The sequence below is a fragment of the Nonomuraea sp. NPDC049750 genome (assembly GCF_040659625.1).
In the GTDB taxonomy this organism is placed as follows: domain Bacteria; phylum Actinomycetota; class Actinomycetes; order Streptosporangiales; family Streptosporangiaceae; genus Nonomuraea.
In genome coordinates, this window is sequence record NZ_JBFANB010000006.1 from 389,291 (window position 1) to 411,578 (window position 22,288).

Below are 22,288 nucleotides of genomic sequence, written 5' to 3' on the forward strand. Positions count from 1 at the left end.
GCAGGTGCCGCAATCGGCGCGCCGGGCGACAAATCGCAGCTTCTCGCTCGCGGAGCCGGAACGGAAGAAGAGCGGAAGAAAAACGGAAGATCATTCTCTTAACGTCGGCCTCGACCTGGTAGACGAAGCGATGACCGAGTGCCGGTGCCGCATGACGGCACCGGATGAAGATGGAAATCGGGCGCATGGCCATCGCGGCCGGCCAGGACGGGACGGCGACCCTCCGGCTCACCCCGCGTCACGACGGCGTGCTGAACCCCCCACAGATTTTCCCAATAGCCGCACACCAGTCCCGACTCGTTCCGCAGATTGGGTGAGCTCAATGGATGAACCGTCCGAGTTAGACCTGCCCGAATCTCACTGGAATCGGTTTCAACAACCAGCACGTCCGTCGCCGTGGCCGCGGCGGCTGGCGACCATCCTGGCCGTCATCATGGTCGTGCCGCTGACGCACGCGATGCCCGCGAGCGCCGCGCCGCGCTCGGCCCCGGCCACGCAGAGCGACACCCCGGTCCGCGGGCGGGCGGTCCCGGTGCGGCCCATGGCGCCCGATCAGGCGGCGAAACAGGCGTGGCAGGCCCCGCCCGGCGTCTCCTGGCCGAAACCGCAGGCCGTCGAGCTGGACGCGACCGGCAAGACGCAGACCCTGACCGCCGGCTTCCCGGTGCGGCTCGCCCTGCCGAAGTCGGCGGCCAAGACGACTGAGGCCAAGACGACCACGGACAAGACGACCACGGACAAGACGGCCAAGACGACTGAGGCCAACACGACCGCGGACAAGACGACCACGGACAAGACGGCCAAGACGACTGAGGCCAACACGACCGCGGACAAGACGGCCAAGACGGCTGAGGTCGAGGCGGCCACTCCTGATCGGGTCCGCGTCGAACTGCTCGACACCGCGCCGACGGGTCTGCTCGGGCTCGCACTGCGGGTCTCGCCAGGGCAGGGCCTTGCGGCCAAGAACGGGAAGACCCGTCTGGAGATCGACTACTCCGGGTTCCGCTACGCGTTCGGCGGCGACTACGGCGCCAGGCTGCGCATGGTGCGGCTGCCGGAATGCGCGCTGACCGCCGCGGCCGGGTGTCCCCGGCCGGAGCCGGTACCCAGCGACAACGACACGAAGACCGGCAAGCTGTCCGCCGACGTCGACCTGCCGGCACTGTACGCGGTGACGGCCGCGCCGTCGGGCTCGTCCGGCGACCACTCCGCCACCTCGCTGGCCCCCTCCGCAGACTGGAGCGTCGGCACCCAGTCGGGCGACTTCAGCTGGAGTTACGAGCTGCGCGCGCCGCCGGCGCTGGGTGGTGACGAGCCGGAGATGTCGATCGCCTACTCCTCGCAGAGCGTGGACGGCCGCACCGCCGCCACCAACAACCAGCCGTCGTGGGTGGGCGAGGGCTTCGAGCTGACCCCGGGCGGCTACATCGAGCGGCGCTACAAGTCGTGCATGCTCGACGGCAAGAAGACCGGCGACCTGTGCTGGGACCAGGAGAACGCCACGCTGTCTCTTGGCAACTCGTCCGTGGAACTGGTCAAGGACGCCACGACCAAGCAGTGGCGGCCCAAGCGCGACGACGGCACCCGGATCGAATACCTCACCGGAGCGGTGAACGGCGACAACAACGGTGAGTACTGGCGCGTCACCACCGCCGACGGCACCCAGTACAGCTTTGGGCTCAACCGCCTGCCCGGCTGGGCGTCGGGCAAGCCGGAGACGAAGTCCACCTGGACGAATCCGGTGTTCGGCAACAACAGCGGCGAGCCCTGCTACTCCAGCACCCCGGCCAACGCCTGGTGCCAGCAGGCGTACCGGTGGAACCTCGACCTGGAGGTCGACACCCACGGAAACGCCATCACCTACTGGTACGAGGCGGAGAAGAACTTCTACGGCCGCAACATGAAGCCAGAGCTGGGCACGGAGTACGTGCGCGGCGGCTATCTCACCCGGATCGACTACGGCTACCTGCGCAACGAGCTGTTCACCAAGGCGCCCGCGGCCCGCGTGGCCTTCGACGTGGCCGAGCGGTGCGTCCCCGGCGGGACCGTCACCTGCGCCGCCGACCAGCTCAAGAAGGAGACGGCGAGCCACTGGCCGGACGTCCCCTTCGACCAGATCTGCGGCTCAGGCCAGAAGTGTACCGACCGGCTCGCGCCGACGTTCTTCAGCCGCAAGCGGCTGGCGAAGGTCACCACGCAGGTGGTCAACACCGACGCCGCCAAGTGCTCGGGCGCGCAGTACTGTGCGGTGGACTCCTGGGTGCTGGCGCACCAGTTCCCCGCCACCGGTGACGGCCTCAGCCCGTCGCTGTGGCTGGCCTCGATCCAGCAGAGCGGCCACGTGGGCGGCACGATCACGCTGCCGAAGATCACGTTCATCGGTGTCCAGCTGCCCAACAGGGTGGACGCCACCGAGGGCCGCGCGCCGCTGGTCAAGTGGCGGGTCCAGGCGGTGAACAACGAGAGCGGCGGCGAGCTCCGGATCAACTACGCCCCAGCCGACTGCAAGCCGGGCGACCTGCCGGCCGCCGACAAGAACACCCGGCTCTGCTTCCCGCAACGGTGGGCACCGCCGGACGAGGGCGAAGTCACCGACTGGTTCCACAAGTACGTCGTCAAGCAGACCCTCGAGGTGGACCGGGTCGCTGGTTCGCCGCCGGTGGTCACCGACTACGAGTACCTCGACGGGGCCGCCTGGCGCTACGCCGACAACATCCTGGTCAAGCCCGCGCACCGCACCTGGTCGGACTGGCGCGGGTTCGGCCGGGTGCGCGTCCGCGAGGGCGACGGCCAGGACGGCAAGCGCACACTCACCGAGCTCAGGTACTTCCGTGGCATGGACGGCGACCGCCTGGCCGACGGGTCCAAGCGCGACGTGCAGGTGGTGGACTCCGAGGGCGGCAAGCTGGACGACCTCGACCAGTACGCCGCCATCCAACGGGAGGAGATCCTCTACGACGGCGACGGCGGCGCGATCCTTTCGGCGACGGCGGAGGAGCCGTGGTCGCTGAAGACCGCCCAGTCCAGCCAGGACGGTGTCACCAAGACCGCGTACATCGTCGAGAAGAAGTCGATGGTCAACCGCGAGACACTGGCGGGCGGCAAGTGGCGGCGCGTCGGCGAGACCCGCGCCTTCGACGAGCACGGCCTGCTCACCCAGGTGGACGAACAGGGCGACCTGGACACCTCCGACGACGACCAGTGCACACGCTTCACCTACGCCCGCAACAGCGCGGCCTGGATGCTCGACTACACCAGCAGGATCCAGAAGGTCGCCGCCGGCTGCGGCGCCGCAGTGGCCAAGCTGGCCGCCGGTGACGTGATCTCCGACGAGCGGGTGCAGTACGACGGCAAGCCCTACGGCCAGGGGCCGGTCAAGGGCGACGTCACCACCATCCAGCAGACGTCCGGAGATGGCACGACCATCACCAACTCCGTCCTGACCTACGACACCTACGGGCGCACGACCAGCGAGACCGACGCGGTCGGCACCAAGGTCACCACCACCTACTCGCCGGCCTCCGGCGCCCCGGCGACCGAGGTCAGGGAGACCAACCCGCTCGGGCACATGGAGCGTACCTTCCTCGAACCGGCCTGGGGCGAGCCGGTGGCCGAGATCGACGCCAACGACCGGCGCACCGACATGGAGCACGACGCGCTGGGCCGCCTGGTCAAGGTGTGGCAGGCCGACCGGAGCAAGGCGGCGGGCCAGTCGCCCAACACCGAGTACTCCTACCTGACCCGCACCGACGGCCCGAACGTCGTCACCACCAAGACGCTGCGCGGCGACGGCGGCTACACCACCAGCTACGAGCTGTACGACGGCCTGCTGCGCGACCGGCAGACCCAGGAGCCCGCCCCGCGCGACGACCAGACGCAGGACCCGGCGCTGCGCGACGGGCGCACGATCACCGACACCTTCTACAACTCCTTCGGTGAGGTGGCCAAGAACAACAGCGGCTACTTCAGTCCGGGCGAGCCGTCCACCGACCTGCTCGGGGTGGCCGACACGGACGTGCCCACCCAGATGGGCTACCTGTACGACGGCGCCGGTGACGTGCGCGCCCAGGTCCTGCGGGCCAAGGGCGTGGAGAAGTGGCGGGCCGGTGTCACGCAGGAGGGCGACCGGGTGCACATCACGCCTCCGCCCGGCGGCACCGCCGTCACCCGCATCGGCGACGCCGACGACCGGCTCATCGAGCTGCGGCAGTACAAGGGCGGCACGCCGACCGGCGAGTACGACGCCACCAAGTACGCCTACGACAACGCGGGCCGGCTGTCCACCGTGACCGACGCCGCCGGCAACGTCTGGCGCCACACCTACGACCTGCGCGGACGGGAGATCAAGACCGAGGATCCGGACAAGGGCGTCACCACCTTCACCTACAACGACGCCGACGAGATGCTCACCTCCACCGACGCGCGCGGCAAGACCCTGGCCTACGACTACGACGTGCTGGGCCGCAAGGTGGCCACCCACGAGGGCTCCAGGGACGGCCCGCTGCTCGCGGAGTGGAAGTACGACGAACTGGCCAAGGGGCACCAGAACGCCGGCATCCGTTACGTCGGCGGGCAGGCGTACAAGGCGGAGATCAACGCGATCGACGCCGAGTACCGCGCTCTGCGGGAGACCGTCACCGTCCCGGAGCGGGAAGGGAAGCTGGCCGGTTCGTACGTGCTCAACACCCGCTACACCCTCGACGACCAGGTCCAGTCGGTCAGCTTCCCGGCCGCGGGCGGGCTGGACGAGGAGTCGGTCGTCTACACCTACGACGAGCTGAGCCAGCCGACCAAGGTCGCCGGTCTGTCGTCGTACGTCACGGCCGCCCGTTACTCCAAGATGGGCGAGACTCTTCAGTACGAGCTGAGCGCCGGCGGCAAGAAGAGCTGGCTCACCTTCACCCACGACGAGGTCACCCAGCGGCTGACCCGGACGCGACTCGACCGCGAGAACGCCCCGGAGAGCGATCTGGATCTCAACTACACCTACGACCCGGCCGGCAACATCACCAAGATCGCCGACAGGGCGGGCGGGCAGTCGCCGGACACCCAGTGCTTCACCTACGACTACCTGCGCCGCCTGACCTCGGCGTGGACGGCCACCGACGACTGCGCGAGCGGCACCCCGCAGTCGGACAAGATCGGCGGCGTGGCCCCGTACGCGACCAGCTACGCCTACGACGTCACGGGCAACCGGATCAAGGAGACCAAGCACGCCTGGGGCGGCGCGCCCGAGTCGGTCCGCACCTCCACCTACCCCAAGCCGGGTGAGAAGCAGCCGCACGCCCTCCAGTCGGTGGGAGCCGACACCTTCGCCTACGACGAGACGGGCAACACCACCAGGCGCAAGGTCGGAACCGCCGACCAGACCCTCGTCTGGGACGCCGAGGGCAACCTCGAGTCGGTGACGGAGGCGGGCAAGACCACCTCGTTCGTCTACGACGCCGACGGCGACCGGCTCCTGCGCAAGACGCCGACGGACTCGACGCTCTACATCGACGACATGGAGCTGCGCCTGGACAACGCCAAGGACGTTGTCGAGTGCACCCGCTACTACACCATCAACGGCGAGCCGGTGGCGGTGCGCACCCCCGACGACAATGTCTACTTCCTGGCCTCCGACCACCAGGGCACCGCGCAGGCCGCCGTCAACGCCGCCAACGGTGAGGTCGCCGTCCGGAGGATGACGCCGTTCGGCGAGGACCGCGGCAGCCCGCCACCGTGGTGGCCAGGCCAGCGCGGATTCGTCGGCGGCGTCCAGGATCACTCGATCGGGCTGGTCCAGCTCGGAGCCCGCGAGTACGACGCCAGGAACGGGCGGTTCCTGTCCGTCGACCCCGTCATCGACGAGGAGGACCCGCAGCAGTTCAACGCCTACGCCTACGCCAACAACAGCCCCGTCACCATGAGCGACCCCGACGGGCAGTGGGTCTGGATCGCCGCCGCCGTCATCGCCAGGCTCGCGGCGCGGGCGCTGGCCAGAAAGCTTGCCCAGCAGGCGCTGAGACGGGCGATCGCCGCCCGCCGGGCCCTGATGCGGGCCCTTGCCAAAGCGGCCAGGAAGTTGAAGGAGGCACTGGCCAAGAAGAGAAAGGCGCTGAAGGAAGCGAGAGAGGCCGCGGCGAAGGCCAAGAAGAAGGCGAAGGAACTGCAAAGGCGGAAGAAGGCGGAGGAGGCCAAGAAGAAGGCGGAGGAGATGCGCAAGAAGGCCGCCGAACAGGCCCGCAAGCGCAGAGCCGCGAAGGCCGCACGGCAGGCCAAGAAGGTCGCGAGACAGACCAGGAGACACGTGAAGAAGGTGACCAACGGGCGGGTGACCAGGCTCCCGGTCAGACAATCGACACGCCCACGTCCCGCCAGGAGACCGACCAGCCACCGGGCGGCGCAGCGGCAGTCGCCGCCCAAGGCGACCCGCTCGGCCGCCGTGCGGCCGGGACAGGTCTACGGCAACAACGGCGTGGCGCAGCCGACCCAGTCCGTCTCGGTGTTCCGCAACGGGAAGATGTATCCGGACGGGGAACCGCCGCCCAACCTGGTCCCGCCCTCGAATTCGGGCCAGGGCATGAGACAGGACTACAAGCCGCTGGAGCAGGAGCCGCCCCAGACGAAGACGGGCACCATCAGCGACACCACGGGTCGTTTCATCCGTTACTTCGACCAGAGCGGCCTTGACGACTTCTTCGGAGGACTGTTCTGATCCGACCGGCGCGTCTGATCTGACCGGCGCGGGGCCCGGGGCCCCGCGCCGACTTAGCGCGCTGAGCGCACATAGCCGTCTTCAGAGCGTGGCTTCAGAGCGTGGCTTCAGAGCGTGGCTTCAGAGCGTGGCTTCAGAGCGTGGCTTCAGAGCGTGGCTTCAGGGCGTGGCGAGGGCGAGGTCGAGGACGTGCCGGGCCGTGGCGTCCAGAAGCTCGGGGCCGGGCGGGCCGCCGTGGACGAGCGCCTGATAGTAGAGCGGGCCGAGCAGCACGCTCAACAGGGTGTCCACGGCGGGCTCGGCCATCGCGCGGCCGGTGTGACGTTCGAGCACGGCGCGCAGCCCCCGCAGGTCGCGTTCGCGCTGCTCACGCAGGAACTTCTCGCGCAGCGCCTCAGCGGTGGCCTGGTCGGTCTGGGCGTGGCCGAGCAGCGCCCGCAGGACCTGGCCCGCCGGCTCCTGGAAGAACCCGGCGATCCGGTGGAGCTGCGCTTTCAGCTCCTCCTCGGCGTCCTCCTCAGCGTCCACCTCGCCACCCGGCCAGGCCAGCGCGTCGCGGGCGTCGTCGGCCAGGGTGTCGAGGAGGATGTCGACTTTTGACTTCCACCATCGGTAGACGGTCTGCTTGGCGACCCCGGCCCGGGCGGCGATGCCCTCGATGGTCACCCCGTTGAACCCCCGCTCGACCAGGAGATCGTCGGCGGCGTTGAGCACCGCGAGCCGGATGCTCTCGCTGCGCTTGGGGCCCGTCCGGCTCACCACGGCCGTCCGTCCGGCGGCGGGCTCGGCGTTTCGGTCGGCGGGGATGGTCATTCGTCCTCTCGGGTACGTCTCGGCACCTCGATTCTGGCATGCCCCCGGTCCGTGGAACGCGATGGAACGCCCCTCGGAGAGACCACTACTCAATTAACCGGAGTGAATCCATGTCCGAGTCAGTGTGGCGCGACGGCCCGCCCTACGGCCATCTCGCGCAGGAGCTGATCGCGGGACGCTGGCGGCGGCTACTCGCCGGTCTCTTCGATGCCGTCCTCCTGGTCTTGCTTACCCGGCCCCTCCTGGCGCGGGCCGGGGTCTTCGAGCCGATGGACCCGGCGAAGGACTTCGCCGACTTCGTCTTCCACCTGGACTGGCGCTGGCTGATCGCCGGGGCGCTCGCGTGGTACGCCTATCACTGGCTGCTGGTCGGCTACTGGAACGGGCAGACCGTCGGCAAGAAGGCGTTCGCCATCCGCGTGGTGCGGGAGAACGGTGCCCGGCTCACCCCGGCCATGGCGGCGGGGCGCGCGCTGATGTCCGGGTTCTTCGTCGCGGTGGGCCTGACCGTGATCGACCTCGTCTGGATCATGTTCACCCGGCGCAAGCACGCCCTGCACGACCTGGCCGCCAACACGGTGGTCATGATCGACTGATCAGGAAGTCCAGGACCGCCGGGCCCGCGACCTCGCGGAACTCCTCGAAGTAGGCGTGCCTGGCGCCGGGGATGAGACGGAGCGTCGCGCCGGGGATGCGGCCCGCGAGCAGGGGCGCGTTGGCCGCCGGGTTGAAGACGTCGTCGGTGCCGTGGACGATCAGCGTGGGCGCGGTGATGCCGGGCAGCGCGTCCCAGGCGTCGTGCCCCGCGCTGGCGGCCAGGTGCCGCCGCCGGGCGAAGGCGGGCATGCCGGGATCGCCGATGGTGGTGTACGGGCCGGGGTGGGTGGCCAGCCAGGCCGGGGTGTACATCAGCTCCAGCAGCGCCCGCCGCGCCGCCTGCCGGTCGGGTTGGGCCAGCGACCTCTTCACGGTGTTGTCCCGTTCGAGGCCGTGCGTGCCGCCCGGCGAGGTGCAGCCGAGGATCAGCGACCCCACCCGGTGCGGGTGGTCGGCGGCCAGCCACTGGGCCACGCGCCCGCCCATCGACGTGCCGTACACGTGGGCCCGGTCGGCGCCCAGGTGGTCGAGGACGGCGACCACGTCGGCCGCGAAGCCGCGGGTGGTGTAGGGGACGTCGGGCTTGTCGCTGTCCCCGGTGCCGCGGTAGTCGAGGGTGACGGTGGTGTGGCGGTCCTCGAAGTCGTCCCTGACGCCGTCCCACCAGTGGTGATCGTTGGCCTGCCCGGCCAGCAGGACGAGGGGCTCGCCCCGGCCGCGGATCTGGTAGGAGACGGCGACGCCGTCCCCGGTGACGGCTACCGGCATGATCGGGTGTCGAAGCGGCGGGCCAGGTCCAGCAGGAATCCGGCGCCGACGAGCAGACCGACGGAGACGGTGATCACGCTCGTCCAGCCGCCGGTCTCCCACCGGTAGGCGGCCAGCGAGCCGAAGACCGAGCTGCCGGCGTAGTAGGCCAGCAGGTACAGCCCCGCGGCCTGGCCCACGCCGACGCCGACCCGGTGGGCGCGGTCGGAGACCCAGCCGCTGACCAGGGAGTGCGTACCGAGGAAGGCGAAGGTCACCAGGGCCAGTCCGATCACGATGGCGGGGAGTTGGGGTGCGGCGGTGAGCAGCGTACCGGTCACCAGGAGCGCGACACCGAGCAGGGCGGCCAGGCCGAGCCCGCGCCGCAGTGCCAGCCGCCCGGCGGCCAGTGGCCCCGGCACGCCCACCGGATAGGCCAGGAACACCAGCGCGCCCGCGCCGCCCAGCAGATAGGGCGCCGCCTCCAGGCGGAAGGTCAGCGCGTTGCACAGCCCGACGAACGCCCCCATCGTGGCCGCGCCGACCAGGCACAGCGCCACCAGGGACGGGTCCCGCAGCGTGAGCGCGGTGTTGCGCAGCAGGTCGCCCAGCCGCGGGCTGGAGCGTTCGAAGTGCCGCGACGGCGGCAGCAGGACCCACAGGCCGATGGCGCAGAGCAGCGTGACGACCCCCACGACGGCGCTGGCACCGCTCCAGCCCCACACCGCCTGAACAGGGCCGGGCAGCAACCGCCCCGCCGCCCCGCCGAGGGCCGTGCCGGTGATGTAGGTGGCGTTGGCCCGTACGTGGGATCCTTCTGGCATCTCCTCACGCAGGTAGGCGAGCGCCACGGCGGGCAGCCCGGCCAGCGCGACGCCCTGCAGCCCGCGCAGGATGAGCAGTGAGTGCCAGGTGGGCGCGAACGCGGTGGCGATGCCCAGGACGGCGCAGCCGGTCAGCGACCACCGCATGATCACCACCCGGCCCACCACGTCGGAGATCGGGCCGACGAACAGCAGCGCGACCGCCATCGTGATCGTGGCCAGCGACAGCACCGCCGTCGACTCCGAGGCGGAGACCCCGAAGTGGTCGGCGACGCCGGGCAGCAACGGCTGGACGTAGTAGAGCGCGAGGAAGTTGGCCAGGCCGCCGAACATCAGCCCGTATCTGATCCGGAGGGAGGCGCGATCCCCTGACACGCGAGTCGAGAGCACCCGTCGAGCGTGCCCGCTCAGGGCTGATGCGCAAAATGCATAATTTGCCGGAGCTGATGTAAAAGGGGCATCATCGCAGGATGGAGCTGCAGACCCTGCGCTGGTTTCTGACGCTGTGTGACACGGAGAACATGCGCGACACCGCGGCGATGGAGGGGATCAACCAGTCCACGCTGTCGCGGGCGCTCGCCCGGCTGGAGGCCGACCTGGGGGTCGAGCTGTTCCACCGGCATGGGCGCCGGCTCGCGCTCAACCGGTTCGGCCTGCTGTTCCGCGAGCACGCCGCCCGCGCCGTGGACGAGCTTCAGGGCGCGCGCCGCCGCATCGACGCCCTGACCAACCCGGACACCGGCCTGATCCGGCTGGGCTTCCTGCACTCGGTGGGCCGCTGGCTGGTGCCGGAGATCCTGCGCGACCTGCGGGCGGGCGCGCCCGGCATCCGCTTCGAGCTGCACCAGGGCTTCGCCAGGGAGCTGTTCACCTGGCTGGCCCAGGGCGACATCGACGCCGCCCTGGTCACCCCGCCGCCGGAGGGCAACCCCGCGCGCTGGCACCCGCTACGTGAGCAGCGGCTCTGCCTCGCCCTGCCCGTCGAGCACCCGCTCGCCGCCGTTCCGGGGCTGACGCTCGCCGACGTATGCGACGAGCCGTTCGTCGCCTTCGCCCCGACGACGGACCTGCGCCGGGTGATCGACCGGCTGTGCGAGGAGGCCGGGTTCGAGCCGGTCATCGCGTTCGAGAGCGAGGAGATCGCCACCGTACGCGGCCTCATCGGCGCCGGGCTCGGCGTGGGCGTCCTGCCGCTGCCCGCCTCGCTGGAACACGACGACCCGACCTACCGTCCGCTCGTCCCGGCCCAGCACCGCCCCATCGGTCTGGCCTGGAACCCGCTACCTGCCCCGACCGCGGCCGCGGCCCTGTTCGTGGACCACGTGACAACTACTGCGAGGCGCTCTTGACGGCGAGCGGCTCGGCGGGGGCCTCGGCCTTGGCGGCTTCCATGCGCTCGCCGAGCTCCCGCAGCTCCTTGCGCCCCATCGCGGCACGGACCTGCGGGAACCAGTCCTTCTCCTCCTCCTCGACGTGGTGCCGGACGTTTTCGATGAGCACCGTGACCTTCGCTTTGAAGTGCTCGTCCTTCGGGTCGAGGTCCTTCAGCTCCGACAGCAGCCACACCACGACGTGGTGCTCCTCGACGCTCTCCAGCACGTGGTCGCTGGTCTCCGGCACCTTGGCGCGGGCGGCCGGGTAGAAGTACTCCTCCTCGATGTAGGCGTGCGTGACCAGCTCCTTGGTGATCTGGTCCACGAGGCGGCGCTTCTCGGCGTAGGCCCGCTCTCCGGCCTGCTCGAACTTCTTGAACAGCCCTTCGACCGTCTTGTGGTCGTCCTTCAGCAGCACGATGGCGTCCATCGGATCTCCTTCGTTCCCTCGTCCGGCTGCTGGCGTCTGCCCGGGGCCGGTCGGCTAAAACCGCACGTCGTGGACAGTAAGCAGGAATGGCAAGAACCGCGCTGGTCATCATCGACATGCTGAATCCGTACGAGCACGACGACGCCGAACCTCTGTGCCGCAACGTAGCGAAGATCATCGAACCGATGGCGAAGCTGGTGGCGCGGGCGCGTTCCCGCGACGAGGTCGAGCTGGTGTACGTCAACGACAACTACGGCGACTTCACTCGGGATCGGCGGGAGATCGAGGCCCAGGCCCTCAACGGCCGCCGCCCGGACCTGGTGGAGCCGATCCTGCCGCCGCCGGACTGCGCGTTCCTGCCCAAGGTCCGCCACAGCGCCTTCTACGGCACCTCGCTGGAGTACCTGCTGGGCCGCAGCGAGGTCGACACCGTCGTTTTGGCCGGGCAGGTGACCGAGCAGTGCGTGCTCTACAGCGCGCTGGACGCCTACGTACGTCACTACGCCCTGAGGGTGCCGCCCGACTGCGTGGCCGCCATCCACCACGACCTCGGCGAGGCGGCCCTGCGCATGATGGAGCGCAACATGTCCGCCCGCCTCGCCCTCTCGGCCGAGTGCCTGGACCGGTGAGCCTCACTCCTCCGGCGGCGGAGGGTGGCGGAAGGCGGCCTGGACGCCCGCCTGGAAGCGGGTGTGGGCGCCGAGCCTGCTCATCAGGTTCGCGATGCGCCGCTCCGCCGTACGGTAGCCGACGCCGAGCTGCCGGGCGATGGCCTCGTCGGTCAGCCCGGCCACCAGGAGCGCGATCAGCCGCTCGTCGTCGTCCGCCGAGGCGCGCGCTCGCGCGGGCGGCGCCGCGCCGGGCGCCGGAGGCCGCAGGCGCAGCGGCAGCGCCCGCTGCCACAGCCCTTCGAACAGCCGGCTCAGCGCCTCCAGCAGCCCGGACGGGTGGACCACCAGGGCGGCGTCGGCGTCGGGGTCCTCCGGGTGGTGCCGTAACAGCAGCAGGGCGAAGCGGTCGTCCATGAGGTAGAGCTTCATGGGCAGGCTGGGCAGCACCCGCGCCTGCTGGCCCGCCCCGACCATCGTCTCGATCTGGCGCAGCGCCCCGATCCGGTCGACGAACCCCCGCTCGTAGATCATGCGGCTCGTGACGCCCCGGTCCAGCAGCTCGCGCTGGGCCGCCACGCTGCCCGGCGGGTCGAAGTAGGGCGGCTTGGACAAGCAGCGCAGCTGGTGCCAGGCGGCCCGCTGGATCTGGGCGTGCCGCTGCTGGACCGCCCGCTGCCCGGTCACGACCTCGACGACCGCCGGCGGCGTCTCCCCGGCCGCCCGGCGGCGCTGGAAGGCCTGGTCGAGTTCGCCCGCGCGCTCGCGGGCGCGCAGCAGCTCCCGCTCCGCGGTGACCAGGAGCACGTCGAGCGCGGCCTCAGGAGCCACGGCGGCGTAGTGGGCGCCGGACCGGGTGACCAGCCCCTTGGCCTCCAGCGCGGCGAGCACGGCGGGCAACTGGTCTGGGCGGAGCCCGGCCGGCGCGCCGAGCGAGGCGATCCGGGCGGTGGTGGCCGGCGAGCCGTCGATCAGCAGCTCGTACACCGCCTCCTCGTCCGGGGTTAGCCCGGCCGCGCCGAGCGCGCCGACGCCGTCCCGGTCATTCCGGCTCATCTTGTACGCCCTTCTCATCGGCCAGCCAGCCGCGCAGGACGGCCTGGTAACCGGCCTGGAAGCGAGTCTGGGCGTCCAGCTGGATCATCATGGCGTGCACGTGACGGCGTACCGTGCGGTCGCTCCAGCCGAGGTGGGCCGCGATGGCCTTGTCCGTCTGCCCGGCCACCAGCCGGGCCAGCAGGTCGCGCTGAGCGTCGGTCGGGCTCCTGGTCTCCGGCAGCCGGGCGCGCCCATGGCTGACGTGCAGGGGCACGGCGCGTTCCCAGTACATCTCGAACAGCGCCGCCAGGGCGTCGAGCAGCGTCGAGTCGTACACGACCAGGGCCGACTCGACCATCTGCAGATCATGCCGGAGCGGCACCAGGGCCATGGGGTAGTCGCTGAGCACCAGCTTCATCGGCACGTCGCCGACGCGCACCTGCTCGCCCGCGGCGATGTAGTCCACGATGGTCTTCAGCGTGCCGCGCATCTCGATGGCCCGCCGGTCGTAGACCACCCGGTAGTCCACGCCGCGGCTGAGCAGGTCGAACTCCTGGGTGTTGCCGCCCACCTCGCCCGCGTACGGCGGCGCGTCGAACATCCGGATCTCCCGCCGGGTGCCGCGCTGCAGCTGCTCGAACCGGCGCAACACCGCCTCCCGCCCGATCACCACCTCCACCAGCCCGCCCGACTCCTGGGCGGGCGTGGTGAGGTGATAGCGCGTGGACAGCTGGGCCACCCGCAGCCGGGCGTCGGCCAGGGCGCGGGCCCGCTCGCGGATGAGCGCGTCCAGCCCCATCTCCGGCGGTACGACGACGAACCGGGGCGGGTCCTCGGGCAGGCGGGCGATCAGCCCCAGCTCCTCCAGCCCGACGGCCAGGCCGGGAGTGCCGGCGAGCTCGTCCAGCTCTTCGAGGGTGACGGGGGAGTGCTCGACCAGAGCCTCGTAGAGGGCCTGCTCCGCCGCTGACAGGCCGAGGATGCGCAGCATCCCAACATGATCACTCAAAACCCCGCTTCCTGGCCGTCCTTTTCCCGTCATTGGCGGGAAAAGGACGACGAGTCACCTTTTCAGGATATTTCTTGACATGTCATGGTTCGGGAGAGTCGATCATGCCTGCTATCCCGCGAGGAGAACCATGACTCGTCCACGATGGCGCAAGCCGTCCATCGGGCTTTTAGCGCTGGGGCTGGTGCTGACGACCGGCATGGCCGTAGAGCCGCCGGCTTCGGCCACCCCCGCACCCGCCCTTTCCGGCCAGACCGTCGCCGCCGTCGAGTCGTCCGGAACACCGGCCAAGGACGCGCCGAAGATCACGCTGATCACCGGTGACGTGGTCGCCTACGACACCGGCCCCGGCGGTACCCCGCGCCACCAGGTCACCCCCGCCAAGCGGCCCGACGGCGCCCCGGTGAACTTCATCTCCGTCCGCGACCGGGACTCCTACTACGTCTTCCCCTCCGACGTGATGGACCTGGTGTCGTCGGGCCGCATGGACAAGGGCCTGTTCGACGTCGCCTACCTGGCCAAGAACGGCTACACCGACAAGGACAGCGCCGGCCTGCCGCTGATCGTCCAGTACGGTCCGGCCAAGCAGCCGGCCAACACCCTGTCGGCGCAGGCCGACGCCCTGCCCGCCACCTCCGCGCCGCGCGGGCTGCCCAGCGTGGGCGGCGCGGCGATCCGGGTGGACAAGCAGGCGGTCCAGCAGTTCTGGACCGCGCTCGATCCCCCCGCGGCGGACAAGAACGCCACGGCCAAGCTCGGCAAGGGCGTCTCGGCCATCTGGCTCGACCGCAAGGTGCAGGCCGTACTCGACAAGAGCGTGCCGCAGATCGGCGCGCCGGAGGCGTGGGCCGCCGGGCTGAAGGGCGAGGGCGTCAAGGTCGCGGTCCTCGACACCGGCATCGACCTCGGCCACCCCGACCTCGCCGGCCGCGTCGCGGCCAGCGCGAACTTCACCGACGAGGCGGACGTCCAGGACGGCCACGGGCACGGCACCCACGTCGCCTCCACGATCGCGGGCGACGGCGCCGCCTCCGACGGCAAGTACACCGGCGTCGCGCCCAAGGCGTCGCTGCTCATCGGCAAGGTCATCGACAAGAGCGGCAACGGCGCCGAGTCGGACATCATCGCCGGCATGGAGTGGGCGGTCGGCCAGCAGGCCAGAGTGATCAGCATGAGCCTCGGCGGCTGCTGCTACACCGGGCCCGACCCGATGAGCCAGGCGGTCGAGAACCTCAGCGCCCAGTCGAGGTCGCTGTTCGTCATCGCGGCGGGCAACGACTACCTCAACCGGAAGATCGCCTCGCCGGGCTCGGCGCCGTCGGCGCTGACCGTCGCCGCGGTGGACGGGTCGGAGAAGCTCGCCGAGTTCTCCAGCAGAGGCCCGGTGCTGGCCGACTACAGCCTCAAGCCGGACATCGCCGCCCCCGGCGTCGGCATCGTGGCCGCGCGGGCCGCGGGCACCACGATGGGCACCCCCGTGAACGACCGCTACACCGGCGCGTCGGGCACCTCGATGGCCACCCCGCACGTCGCGGGCGCGGCCGCGCTCCTGGCCCAGAAGCACCCCGACTGGACCGGCGCCCAGCTCAAGAACGCGCTCACCAGCACCGCCCGCGACGACGGCTACGGCTCCTACGAGCAGGGCGCGGGCCGGGTGGACGTGGCGCGCGCCGTGAAGCAGGCGGTCACCGCCTCGGGCGGCATCGACTTCGGCCTCATGGCCTACCCCCACACCGCTCCCGTCACCAAGACGCTCACCTACACCAACGACGGCGACCAGCCGGTGACGCTGACGCTCAAGACCGGGCTCAAGGCCCACAAGGGCACCGCGCCCGCGCGTACGCTCACCCTGGACCACGACACGGTCACCGTCCCCGCGCACGGCACCGCGCCCGTCGCCGTCACCTTCGACCCGTCGGGACCGGATACCTGGTACGAGGGCTTCGTGCACGCCACCGACGCGAGCGGCGTGAGCGTCAACACGGCCGTCGGCGCGTTCGTCGAGCCCAAGAAGGTCACCATCAAGACCCGGATGGTGCTGCCCGACGGCGCGACCGACGTGCAGGGCATCCCCTGGGCGATCCTGCGTACCGACGACCGCGACGACCTCGACGTCGAGTGGTACCCCGGCAGCGGCACCGAGACCGAGACGAAGGTGTACGCGGGCACCTACAGCGCGAACTCCGGCATCAGCTGGCGTGGCAGCGACGGGCAGTGGAACATCGGCCTGCCGTCGCAGCCGGAGTTCGAGGCCACCAAGGACACCACGATCACCCTCGACATGCGCAAGGCCCGCCAGGTCACCCAGAAGACCCCGGACCCCACAGAGGTCTACAACTCCCAGTACGCCTCCGAGCGTGAGGCGGCCAACGGTGTCGGGTCCGTCCGCTTCGAGTCCGCCTACCCCACCTACGGGCTGCACAACTACTGGCTGCTGCCCACCCGCTCGATCACCCAGGGCACCTTCGACGTCGCGGGACAGATCCTGCGCGGCGCCCCCGTGATCAGCATGAAGGCCGACAAGCTCACCCTGAGTCCCCGCTACCAGAGCCTGGCGGAGGACGTTCCCAAGCTGAACGGCCGCAGCACGCTCACCCTGGTGTCCGGGGGCCGCGGCCAGGCGGCCGACCTCGCCGGCGCCGGTGTACGCGGCAAGCTCGTCCTGCTCGACCTGTCCGACCTGTGCCCGGCCACCGGCTGCACGGGCGACGCGCTCGACCGGGTCAAGGCCGCGGCCGACGCCGGCGCCGCCGGGGTGCTCGGCTACGGGGCGGTCAACCGGCCCTTCCTCGATCTGGCGAAGTACTGGCCGATCTACCCCATCCCGACGATGAGCCTGCCCGCCGGCGAAGGCCGCGCGCTGGCCGCGCTGCTGGCCAGGCGGCCGGTGAGCATCCAGGCCGAGGGCGTCACCGCCACGCCGTACATCTACTCGCTGCTCCTCCACGAGCGCCTGCGCGTCCCGGCCAAGCTCGACTACGAGCTCGGCAGGCGCAACCTGTACGAGATCAAGAACCGCCTGCACGCCGACCGGCCCGCCCTCGCCTCCATCTCCTGGTCGGCGACCGTGGTGACCCACCCCGGCTGGCTGCTCGGTCCGCGGTTCGGCTCCTCCTGGCCCGCGCAGAGCACCGTGACCGAGTATGTCGGGCCGGTCTCGCGGGACGTGTCGTGGACCCGCGAGACCCAGCTGACCTACCCCGAAGGCGACGCCTCCGGCCAGAGCTCCGGAATGTGGGCGACCGCCGTGGACGTCTACCCGACGGCCGGTGGGAAGACCGAGGAGTGGGGCGCCCAGCCGCGCGTGCCCGGCAACCCGGTGTTCTCCGACCTGACCCGCTCCGCCGGGAACACCACGTGCTTCCCCTGCCGCAACGGCGACACCTTCGTGGCGGCCCTGCCGATCCTGGGCCCGGAGCCGAACCACCAGGAGGCGTTCACCTGGAACGCGCGCTTCTACGAGGAGCGCGGCGGCAAGGACGAGCTGCATCTCTACCGTGACGGCCAGGAGATCCCCATGGTCGAATCGGGCACCAGCGGCCCGGTCCTGATCCAGATGCCGAGGTTCGAGCTGCCGGAGGGCGAGGCCCGCTATCGCCTCACCGACAAGTTCCACACCCCGCAGCCGCTGCAGAAGTACGCCACCGACGTGGCGACGGAGTGGACGTTCAAGTCCAAGCGCCCGACCGACGGGATGCGGACGCCCAGCGACGGCCTGTGCGTCGGCTGGTTCTTCGCCAGCACCCTCGCCCCGTGCGAGCCGGTCCGCCGGCTCAACCTCCGCTACGACCTGGACCTCGACCTGGACAACACGACCGCGGCGGCCAGGCCGCACAAGATCACGGTCACCGGCTACCAGGGCTCCTACGACGTGCCCGACGCACGCCTCGGCAGCCTGAAGCTCTGGGTCACCTACGACGACGGTGCCCACTGGAAGCCCGTCACCACCGCCAAGAAGAACGCCACCTCCTACACCGCCATCATCGCCCACCCCGCCCTGTCGGCCACCAACGGCACCGTGGGCATCCGCGCCCAGGGCGTGGACGCCGAGGGCAACACCGTCGACCAGACGATCACCCGGGCCTACGGCCTGAAGTAACGCGAAAACGGATCGGCACGCCGGGCGTGCCGATCCGTTTTCGCGTGTTTTGCTACTCGCTTTGCTGGTTGTACAGGCCGTCCATGGTCTGAAGGAGCGGCGCGGGGTACGAACCCGACCCCGCGTCACTCCGCTGCCCGCCCCACGACGCCTGCCACGCGCCGGTCGAGGTCGTCCGCATGGCGGTGTGGCTCAGCGTCCCGCCGTCCGCGTTCTTGTCATAGACCGCCCAATGATGGGCAGTGCGCTTGTTGGTCGCCGAATCGACGCTGACCGTGTCGTCGTGGCTCGAAGCGAGGAAGGTGTAGTCCGTGCCCATCTGGGAGAGTGGCTGCTTCGACAGCCAGCTCAGGAAGCCGCTGCCCGGACGCATGTCGCTGCACTGCTCGTGGGTGATGGCGCACGCGGTCACCAGCGCGCTGCCGATGCCCTGGTGCGGCGTGGAGAGCGTGACCATGTCCTCGATGTACAGGTACGGAGGCCAGCCGCTGGGCCACCCGGCCGCGCCGATGTTGTTCAGATCGACATTCAGCCCGCTCAGATCGGGCGGCGTCTTGCCCACGCCGTACCTGTTGACGCCCTCGATCGCGGCCTTGGCGACCAGACCGCCCATGGAGTGCGCCACGACGTCGATCGCCGTGTCATGGCTGGAATAGAAGTAGTAGACGGTCCACGCGAACTGGCGGCCGATCTCCTGGATGCGGGAGTCGGTGGTGCCCTGATATCTGATGTCGCAGTTGGTGGCCTTGTTGTAGTAGCCGAACGTACGGACCTCGCCCCAGCCATTGGCGTTCAGCAGGTTCTTGGCGTCCTTCCAGCTGCTGGCGCAGTTGGTGTCGGCCTCACGGTCGAAGCCGTGGACCAGGAGGGTGACCCGCTGCCCGTCCTGGCGCGCGGGCGCGGCGGAGGCGGCCGGTGCCGTGGCCATGAGGGCGGCCGCGACCAGGACCCCGACCAGGGGCAGGGATAAGCCGGATCTGACTAATCTGTGCATCCACGCGCTCCGTTTCCGTGAGGTCGGAAGCACGGTAAAGCGCGGGCGATCATCCGCGAATCGGTCGGCGCGCGGCGCCTGACCGGTCATACGGGCTCGCGACTAAGTAGCCGCGGTCACTCACCTAGGTCGAGGTCGCCGAGCTGGGCTCGGGAAGCCACACCGAGCTTGGGAAACGCTTTGTACAAATGATGTCCCACCGTACGCGGGCTGAGGAACAGCCGCGCGCCGATCTGCCGATTGGACAGCCCGGCCGCCGCCAGCCGTACCACCTGACGCTCTTGCGGCGTCAGCCGGTCGAGCAGGCCGCCGCTCCTGGACACGGCGGCCTCGCCGGCCGCCTCCAGCTCGCCGTGGGCGCGGCGGGCCCACGGCGCGGCGCCGAGCGCGTCGAACGCCTCGAAGGCGGCGCGCAGCCGCCGCCGCGCGTCCGAACGGCGATGCGCGCGCCTGAGCCACTCGCCGTACAGCAACTCGTTGCGCGCCTGCTGGAACGGCTGATCAGCGGGTACGGCCACAGCCCGCGCGAAGTGCCTGCCCGCCTCGTCGCCCTCGGCCAGCAGCCCCCTGAGCCGGGCGGCGACCGCGTTCGCCCAGGGGCGCTCCACGACGGCCGCCCAGCCCGCGAACCTGGCCGCCGCCCCCTCCGCCAGATCCGCCCGCCCGGCGCGGACCGCCGCCTCGACCAGATCGGGCGCCGCGCAGAGCGCGACCACGGGATGGCGGTCGCCCGCCGTCCGGAGGTGGTCGAGAGCGGCCCCGGCCCTGCCCTGGCCCAGCTGGGACAGACCGAGCGCCCAGGCGGCCAGCGCCCTGGTGGCCTCGACGTCGCCGTCCGCCTTCGCGGCCAGCTCCAGACAGCGCTCCTCCGCACCGCTGACCGCGGCCAGCCAGGCCAGCAGCCCGTACACGTGGCCGGCCCGATGGGCCTGGTGGATGTCGGAGGCGACGGTCAGCGCCTCGGACGCGGCGGCCGACGCCTCGCGGTGCCTGCCGCGCAGCATCTGGGCCTGCGCGAACAGCGCCAGCGCCTGGGGGAGCAGGCCGATCAGCCCGTGCTCGCGGCAGCGGGCGACCAGCGACTCGGCCAGCCCGTGGGCCGTGACCTCGTCACCCGAGACGATGCTCAGGGAGGCGGCGAGGGGCAGCAGGTCGGGGGAGTCGCGCGCCAGCCGGGCGGCCGCGCGGATGGGGGAGAGGTCCATCACGGCCTGGCCCTCCACGAGCCGCGCCATGACCGCCATTCCGGCGGCGAGCACCCCGGGCCTTTGGGGTAGCGGCCGCGGTTCGTCTGGCTGTGGCGGTTGCGGCCCTTTTGGGAGCGGTAGCGCGAGCGCGCTGAGTCGGTGGTCGGCGTCGTGGGCGAGCTCGGGGTCGGCGGCGAAGGAGGCGTAATGGATGGCCTCGGCCAGCATGCGGGCCGCGAGCGCGGGGTCGGCGGTCCGTACGTGCTCCGCGCCCTCGGCCAGGATCCGGCCCGCCGCGCTCGGCGAGCCCTGCTCCACCTCCACGCAGGCACGTACCTGGACGAGGCAGGCGAGCTCGGCCGGGGTCGTAGCGAGTGTCGTGGCGAGCGGCGCCGCCCGGTCGGCCAGCCCGGCGGCCCGCTTCAGCTGACCCGCCTGGACCGCCAGCTCCGCCGCCGCGATCAGCCTGCGCGCCGTGCGGGCGGTGTCGGCGGTGAGATCGGCGGCCCGCTCGAACGCCACGGACGCGGCGGCCGTGCCCTGCCGGTCGCGCGCCCGTAAGGCGGCGCGCTCCAGTTCCCCGGCGACCCTCTCGTCCGGGCCGGTCGCGGCGGCGGCCCGATGCCAGGCCCGCCGATCGGCCCGCGCCTGACTATCGAGAGACTCGGCCGCCCGATCGCCCAGGGATGCGGTCGTCCGGCCGGCCAGGGGTCTGCCCATGGGGTCGCCCAGACACCTGCCTGTCTGCTCGCTCAGCGACTCCGCCAGCGCCAGGTGGGCCGCGACCCGGCGGAAGTACGGCGCGCCACGGTAGGCCGCGCTCCTGATCAGCGGGTGCCGGAACGACAGCCCGGCCGCCGAGAGCTCGATCAGTTCCTCGCGTTCGGCCACCGCCAAGTCCGCGACCGTCGCGCCGAGACGGGCGGCGGCCCGCAGGATCAGGTCCAGATCCCCGGTGTCGTCGGCCGCCGCGACGAGCAGCGCCGCCCTGGCCGGCTCGGGGAAACGATCGATGTAAGCCTCGAACGTGGTCCGCACCCGGTGCGACAGCGGCCCCGACTCGCCCGCGAACGGAAGTGGGCTCAACCGCCCCGCCCGCTGCTCAGGGGTCAGTACGGCGGCGAACTCGATCAGCGCCAGCGGATTGCCCGCCGCCTCGTCGAGGACCCGGCGCCGCACCTGCGGCGCCAGATCGCGAGCCCGATCGGCCAGGAACTCCTCGGCCACCGCCGCCTCCAGCCTGCCCAGCCGCAGCTCGGCCACCCCGGGAGTGGCCATCGCCCCAGGGCGCGGGGTGGCCGCGCCGTCCCGGAGGGCGAACAGCATGACCACGCCTTCAGCGTCGAGCCGCCTGGCCGCGAACAGCAGCGCGTCGGCGGAGGCGTCGTCGAGCCACTGCGCGTCGTCGACCAGGCACAGGATCGGCCCGTCGCCCGCGAGGTCGGACAGCAGCGTGAGCGCGGCCAGTCCGACGAGAAACCGGTCGGCCACCTCGGCGGGTGCCGCCCCGATCGCACCGCGCAACGCCGCCGCCTGGCCGGGCGGCAGCCGTTCGGCATGCCCGAGCACCGGCCGCAGGAGCAGATGGAGAGCGGCGAACGGCAGCTCGGTCTCCGACTCCACCCCCAGCGTGCGCAGCACCGGCCAGCCGGCGGCCCGCCCGGCGGCGTAGCCGAGGAGCGCCGACTTGCCGATGCCGGTCTCGCCCTTGACGACGACCGCGCCGCTGCGTCCGGCCCTTGCGGCTTCGAGCAGCGCGTCGATCTCACCCTGCTCGGCCCCACGTCCGTACAACATCTGACCTCCCGACGATCAAGTCAGGGAGTCAGTATGGAACCTCGACAAGCCAGGAGTAAGACGGAGGCGCCATCG

Annotated in this window: 13 protein-coding genes; 5 read left to right on the forward strand and 8 right to left on the reverse strand. The window is 71.0% G+C overall.

Going from position 1 to position 22,288, the window contains the following annotated elements:
- The first annotated feature begins 433 nt into the window (after window positions 1-433).
- Entirely contained in the window at window positions 434-6,697 is a 6,264-nt protein-coding gene (locus tag AB0J16_RS19865; RefSeq protein ID WP_358541160.1) for an RHS repeat-associated core domain-containing protein, read from the forward strand.
- A 159-nt stretch (window positions 6,698-6,856) separates the two neighbouring features.
- On the opposite strand, the gene AB0J16_RS19870 is transcribed toward AB0J16_RS19865, so the two are convergent.
- Window positions 6,857-7,510, reverse strand: coding sequence for a TetR/AcrR family transcriptional regulator (locus tag AB0J16_RS19870; RefSeq protein ID WP_358541163.1), 654 nt, complete (start codon window positions 7,508-7,510; stop codon window positions 6,857-6,859).
- A 110-nt stretch (window positions 7,511-7,620) separates the two neighbouring features.
- Here AB0J16_RS19870 and AB0J16_RS19875 point away from each other — a divergent pair, with 110 nt between their 5' ends.
- Window positions 7,621-8,106, forward strand: a complete 486-nt coding sequence (locus tag AB0J16_RS19875) for an RDD family protein (RefSeq protein ID WP_358541165.1) — start codon at window positions 7,621-7,623, stop codon at window positions 8,104-8,106.
- Here AB0J16_RS19875 and AB0J16_RS19880 read toward each other — a convergent pair.
- Complete coding sequence (locus AB0J16_RS19880; protein WP_358541168.1) at window positions 8,093-8,875, reverse strand: alpha/beta fold hydrolase; 783 nt, start codon at window positions 8,873-8,875, stop codon at window positions 8,093-8,095. The genes AB0J16_RS19875 and AB0J16_RS19880 overlap by 14 nt on opposite strands.
- On the reverse strand, window positions 8,866-10,068 hold the full coding sequence (locus tag AB0J16_RS19885) for an MFS transporter (protein WP_358541171.1): 1,203 nt from the start codon (window positions 10,066-10,068) through the stop codon (window positions 8,866-8,868). Before AB0J16_RS19885 ends, AB0J16_RS19880 begins: the two co-directional genes overlap by 10 nt.
- Window positions 10,069-10,148: 80 nt before the next feature.
- Between AB0J16_RS19885 and AB0J16_RS19890 the strand changes: the two genes are divergently transcribed.
- Window positions 10,149-11,027, forward strand: coding sequence for a LysR family transcriptional regulator (locus AB0J16_RS19890; protein ID WP_358541174.1), 879 nt, complete (start codon window positions 10,149-10,151; stop codon window positions 11,025-11,027).
- On the opposite strand, the gene AB0J16_RS19895 is transcribed toward AB0J16_RS19890, so the two are convergent.
- Window positions 11,008-11,481, reverse strand: a complete 474-nt coding sequence (locus AB0J16_RS19895; protein ID WP_358541177.1) for a hemerythrin domain-containing protein — start codon at window positions 11,479-11,481, stop codon at window positions 11,008-11,010. The genes AB0J16_RS19890 and AB0J16_RS19895 overlap by 20 nt on opposite strands.
- An 86-nt stretch (window positions 11,482-11,567) precedes the next feature.
- On the opposite strand from AB0J16_RS19895, the gene AB0J16_RS19900 reads away from it, so the two are divergent.
- Window positions 11,568-12,110, forward strand: coding sequence for an isochorismatase family cysteine hydrolase (locus tag AB0J16_RS19900; RefSeq protein WP_358541180.1), 543 nt, complete (start codon window positions 11,568-11,570; stop codon window positions 12,108-12,110).
- A gap of 3 nt (window positions 12,111-12,113) precedes the next feature.
- Here AB0J16_RS19900 and AB0J16_RS19905 read toward each other — a convergent pair whose 3' ends face one another.
- Window positions 12,114-13,145, reverse strand: coding sequence for a LuxR C-terminal-related transcriptional regulator (locus AB0J16_RS19905; protein WP_358541183.1), 1,032 nt, complete (start codon window positions 13,143-13,145; stop codon window positions 12,114-12,116).
- The gene (locus AB0J16_RS19910) at window positions 13,132-14,118 is read right to left on the reverse strand and encodes a LuxR C-terminal-related transcriptional regulator (RefSeq protein WP_358541186.1); all 987 of its coding nucleotides are present in this window, start codon (window positions 14,116-14,118) and stop codon (window positions 13,132-13,134) included. The genes AB0J16_RS19905 and AB0J16_RS19910 overlap by 14 nt, the downstream gene beginning before the upstream one ends.
- A 148-nt stretch (window positions 14,119-14,266) precedes the next feature.
- Between AB0J16_RS19910 and AB0J16_RS19915 the strand changes: the two genes are divergently transcribed.
- Entirely contained in the window at window positions 14,267-18,235 is a 3,969-nt protein-coding gene (locus AB0J16_RS19915) for a S8 family serine peptidase (RefSeq protein WP_358541189.1), read from the forward strand.
- Window positions 18,236-18,287: 52 nt separating this feature from the next.
- Here the strand turns inward: AB0J16_RS19915 and AB0J16_RS19920 are convergent, their stop codons facing one another.
- Together AB0J16_RS19920 and AB0J16_RS19925 are read right to left on the reverse strand one after the other, a co-directional pair.
- Window positions 18,288-19,229 carry a hypothetical protein gene (locus AB0J16_RS19920; protein ID WP_358541192.1) on the reverse strand — a complete coding sequence of 314 codons (942 nt, stop codon included), beginning with the start codon at window positions 19,227-19,229 and terminating at the stop codon, window positions 18,288-18,290.
- A 116-nt stretch (window positions 19,230-19,345) separates the two neighbouring features.
- On the reverse strand, window positions 19,346-22,213 hold the full coding sequence (locus AB0J16_RS19925) for an AAA family ATPase (RefSeq protein ID WP_358541195.1): 2,868 nt from the start codon (window positions 22,211-22,213) through the stop codon (window positions 19,346-19,348).
- Window positions 22,214-22,288 lie beyond the last annotated feature (75 nt).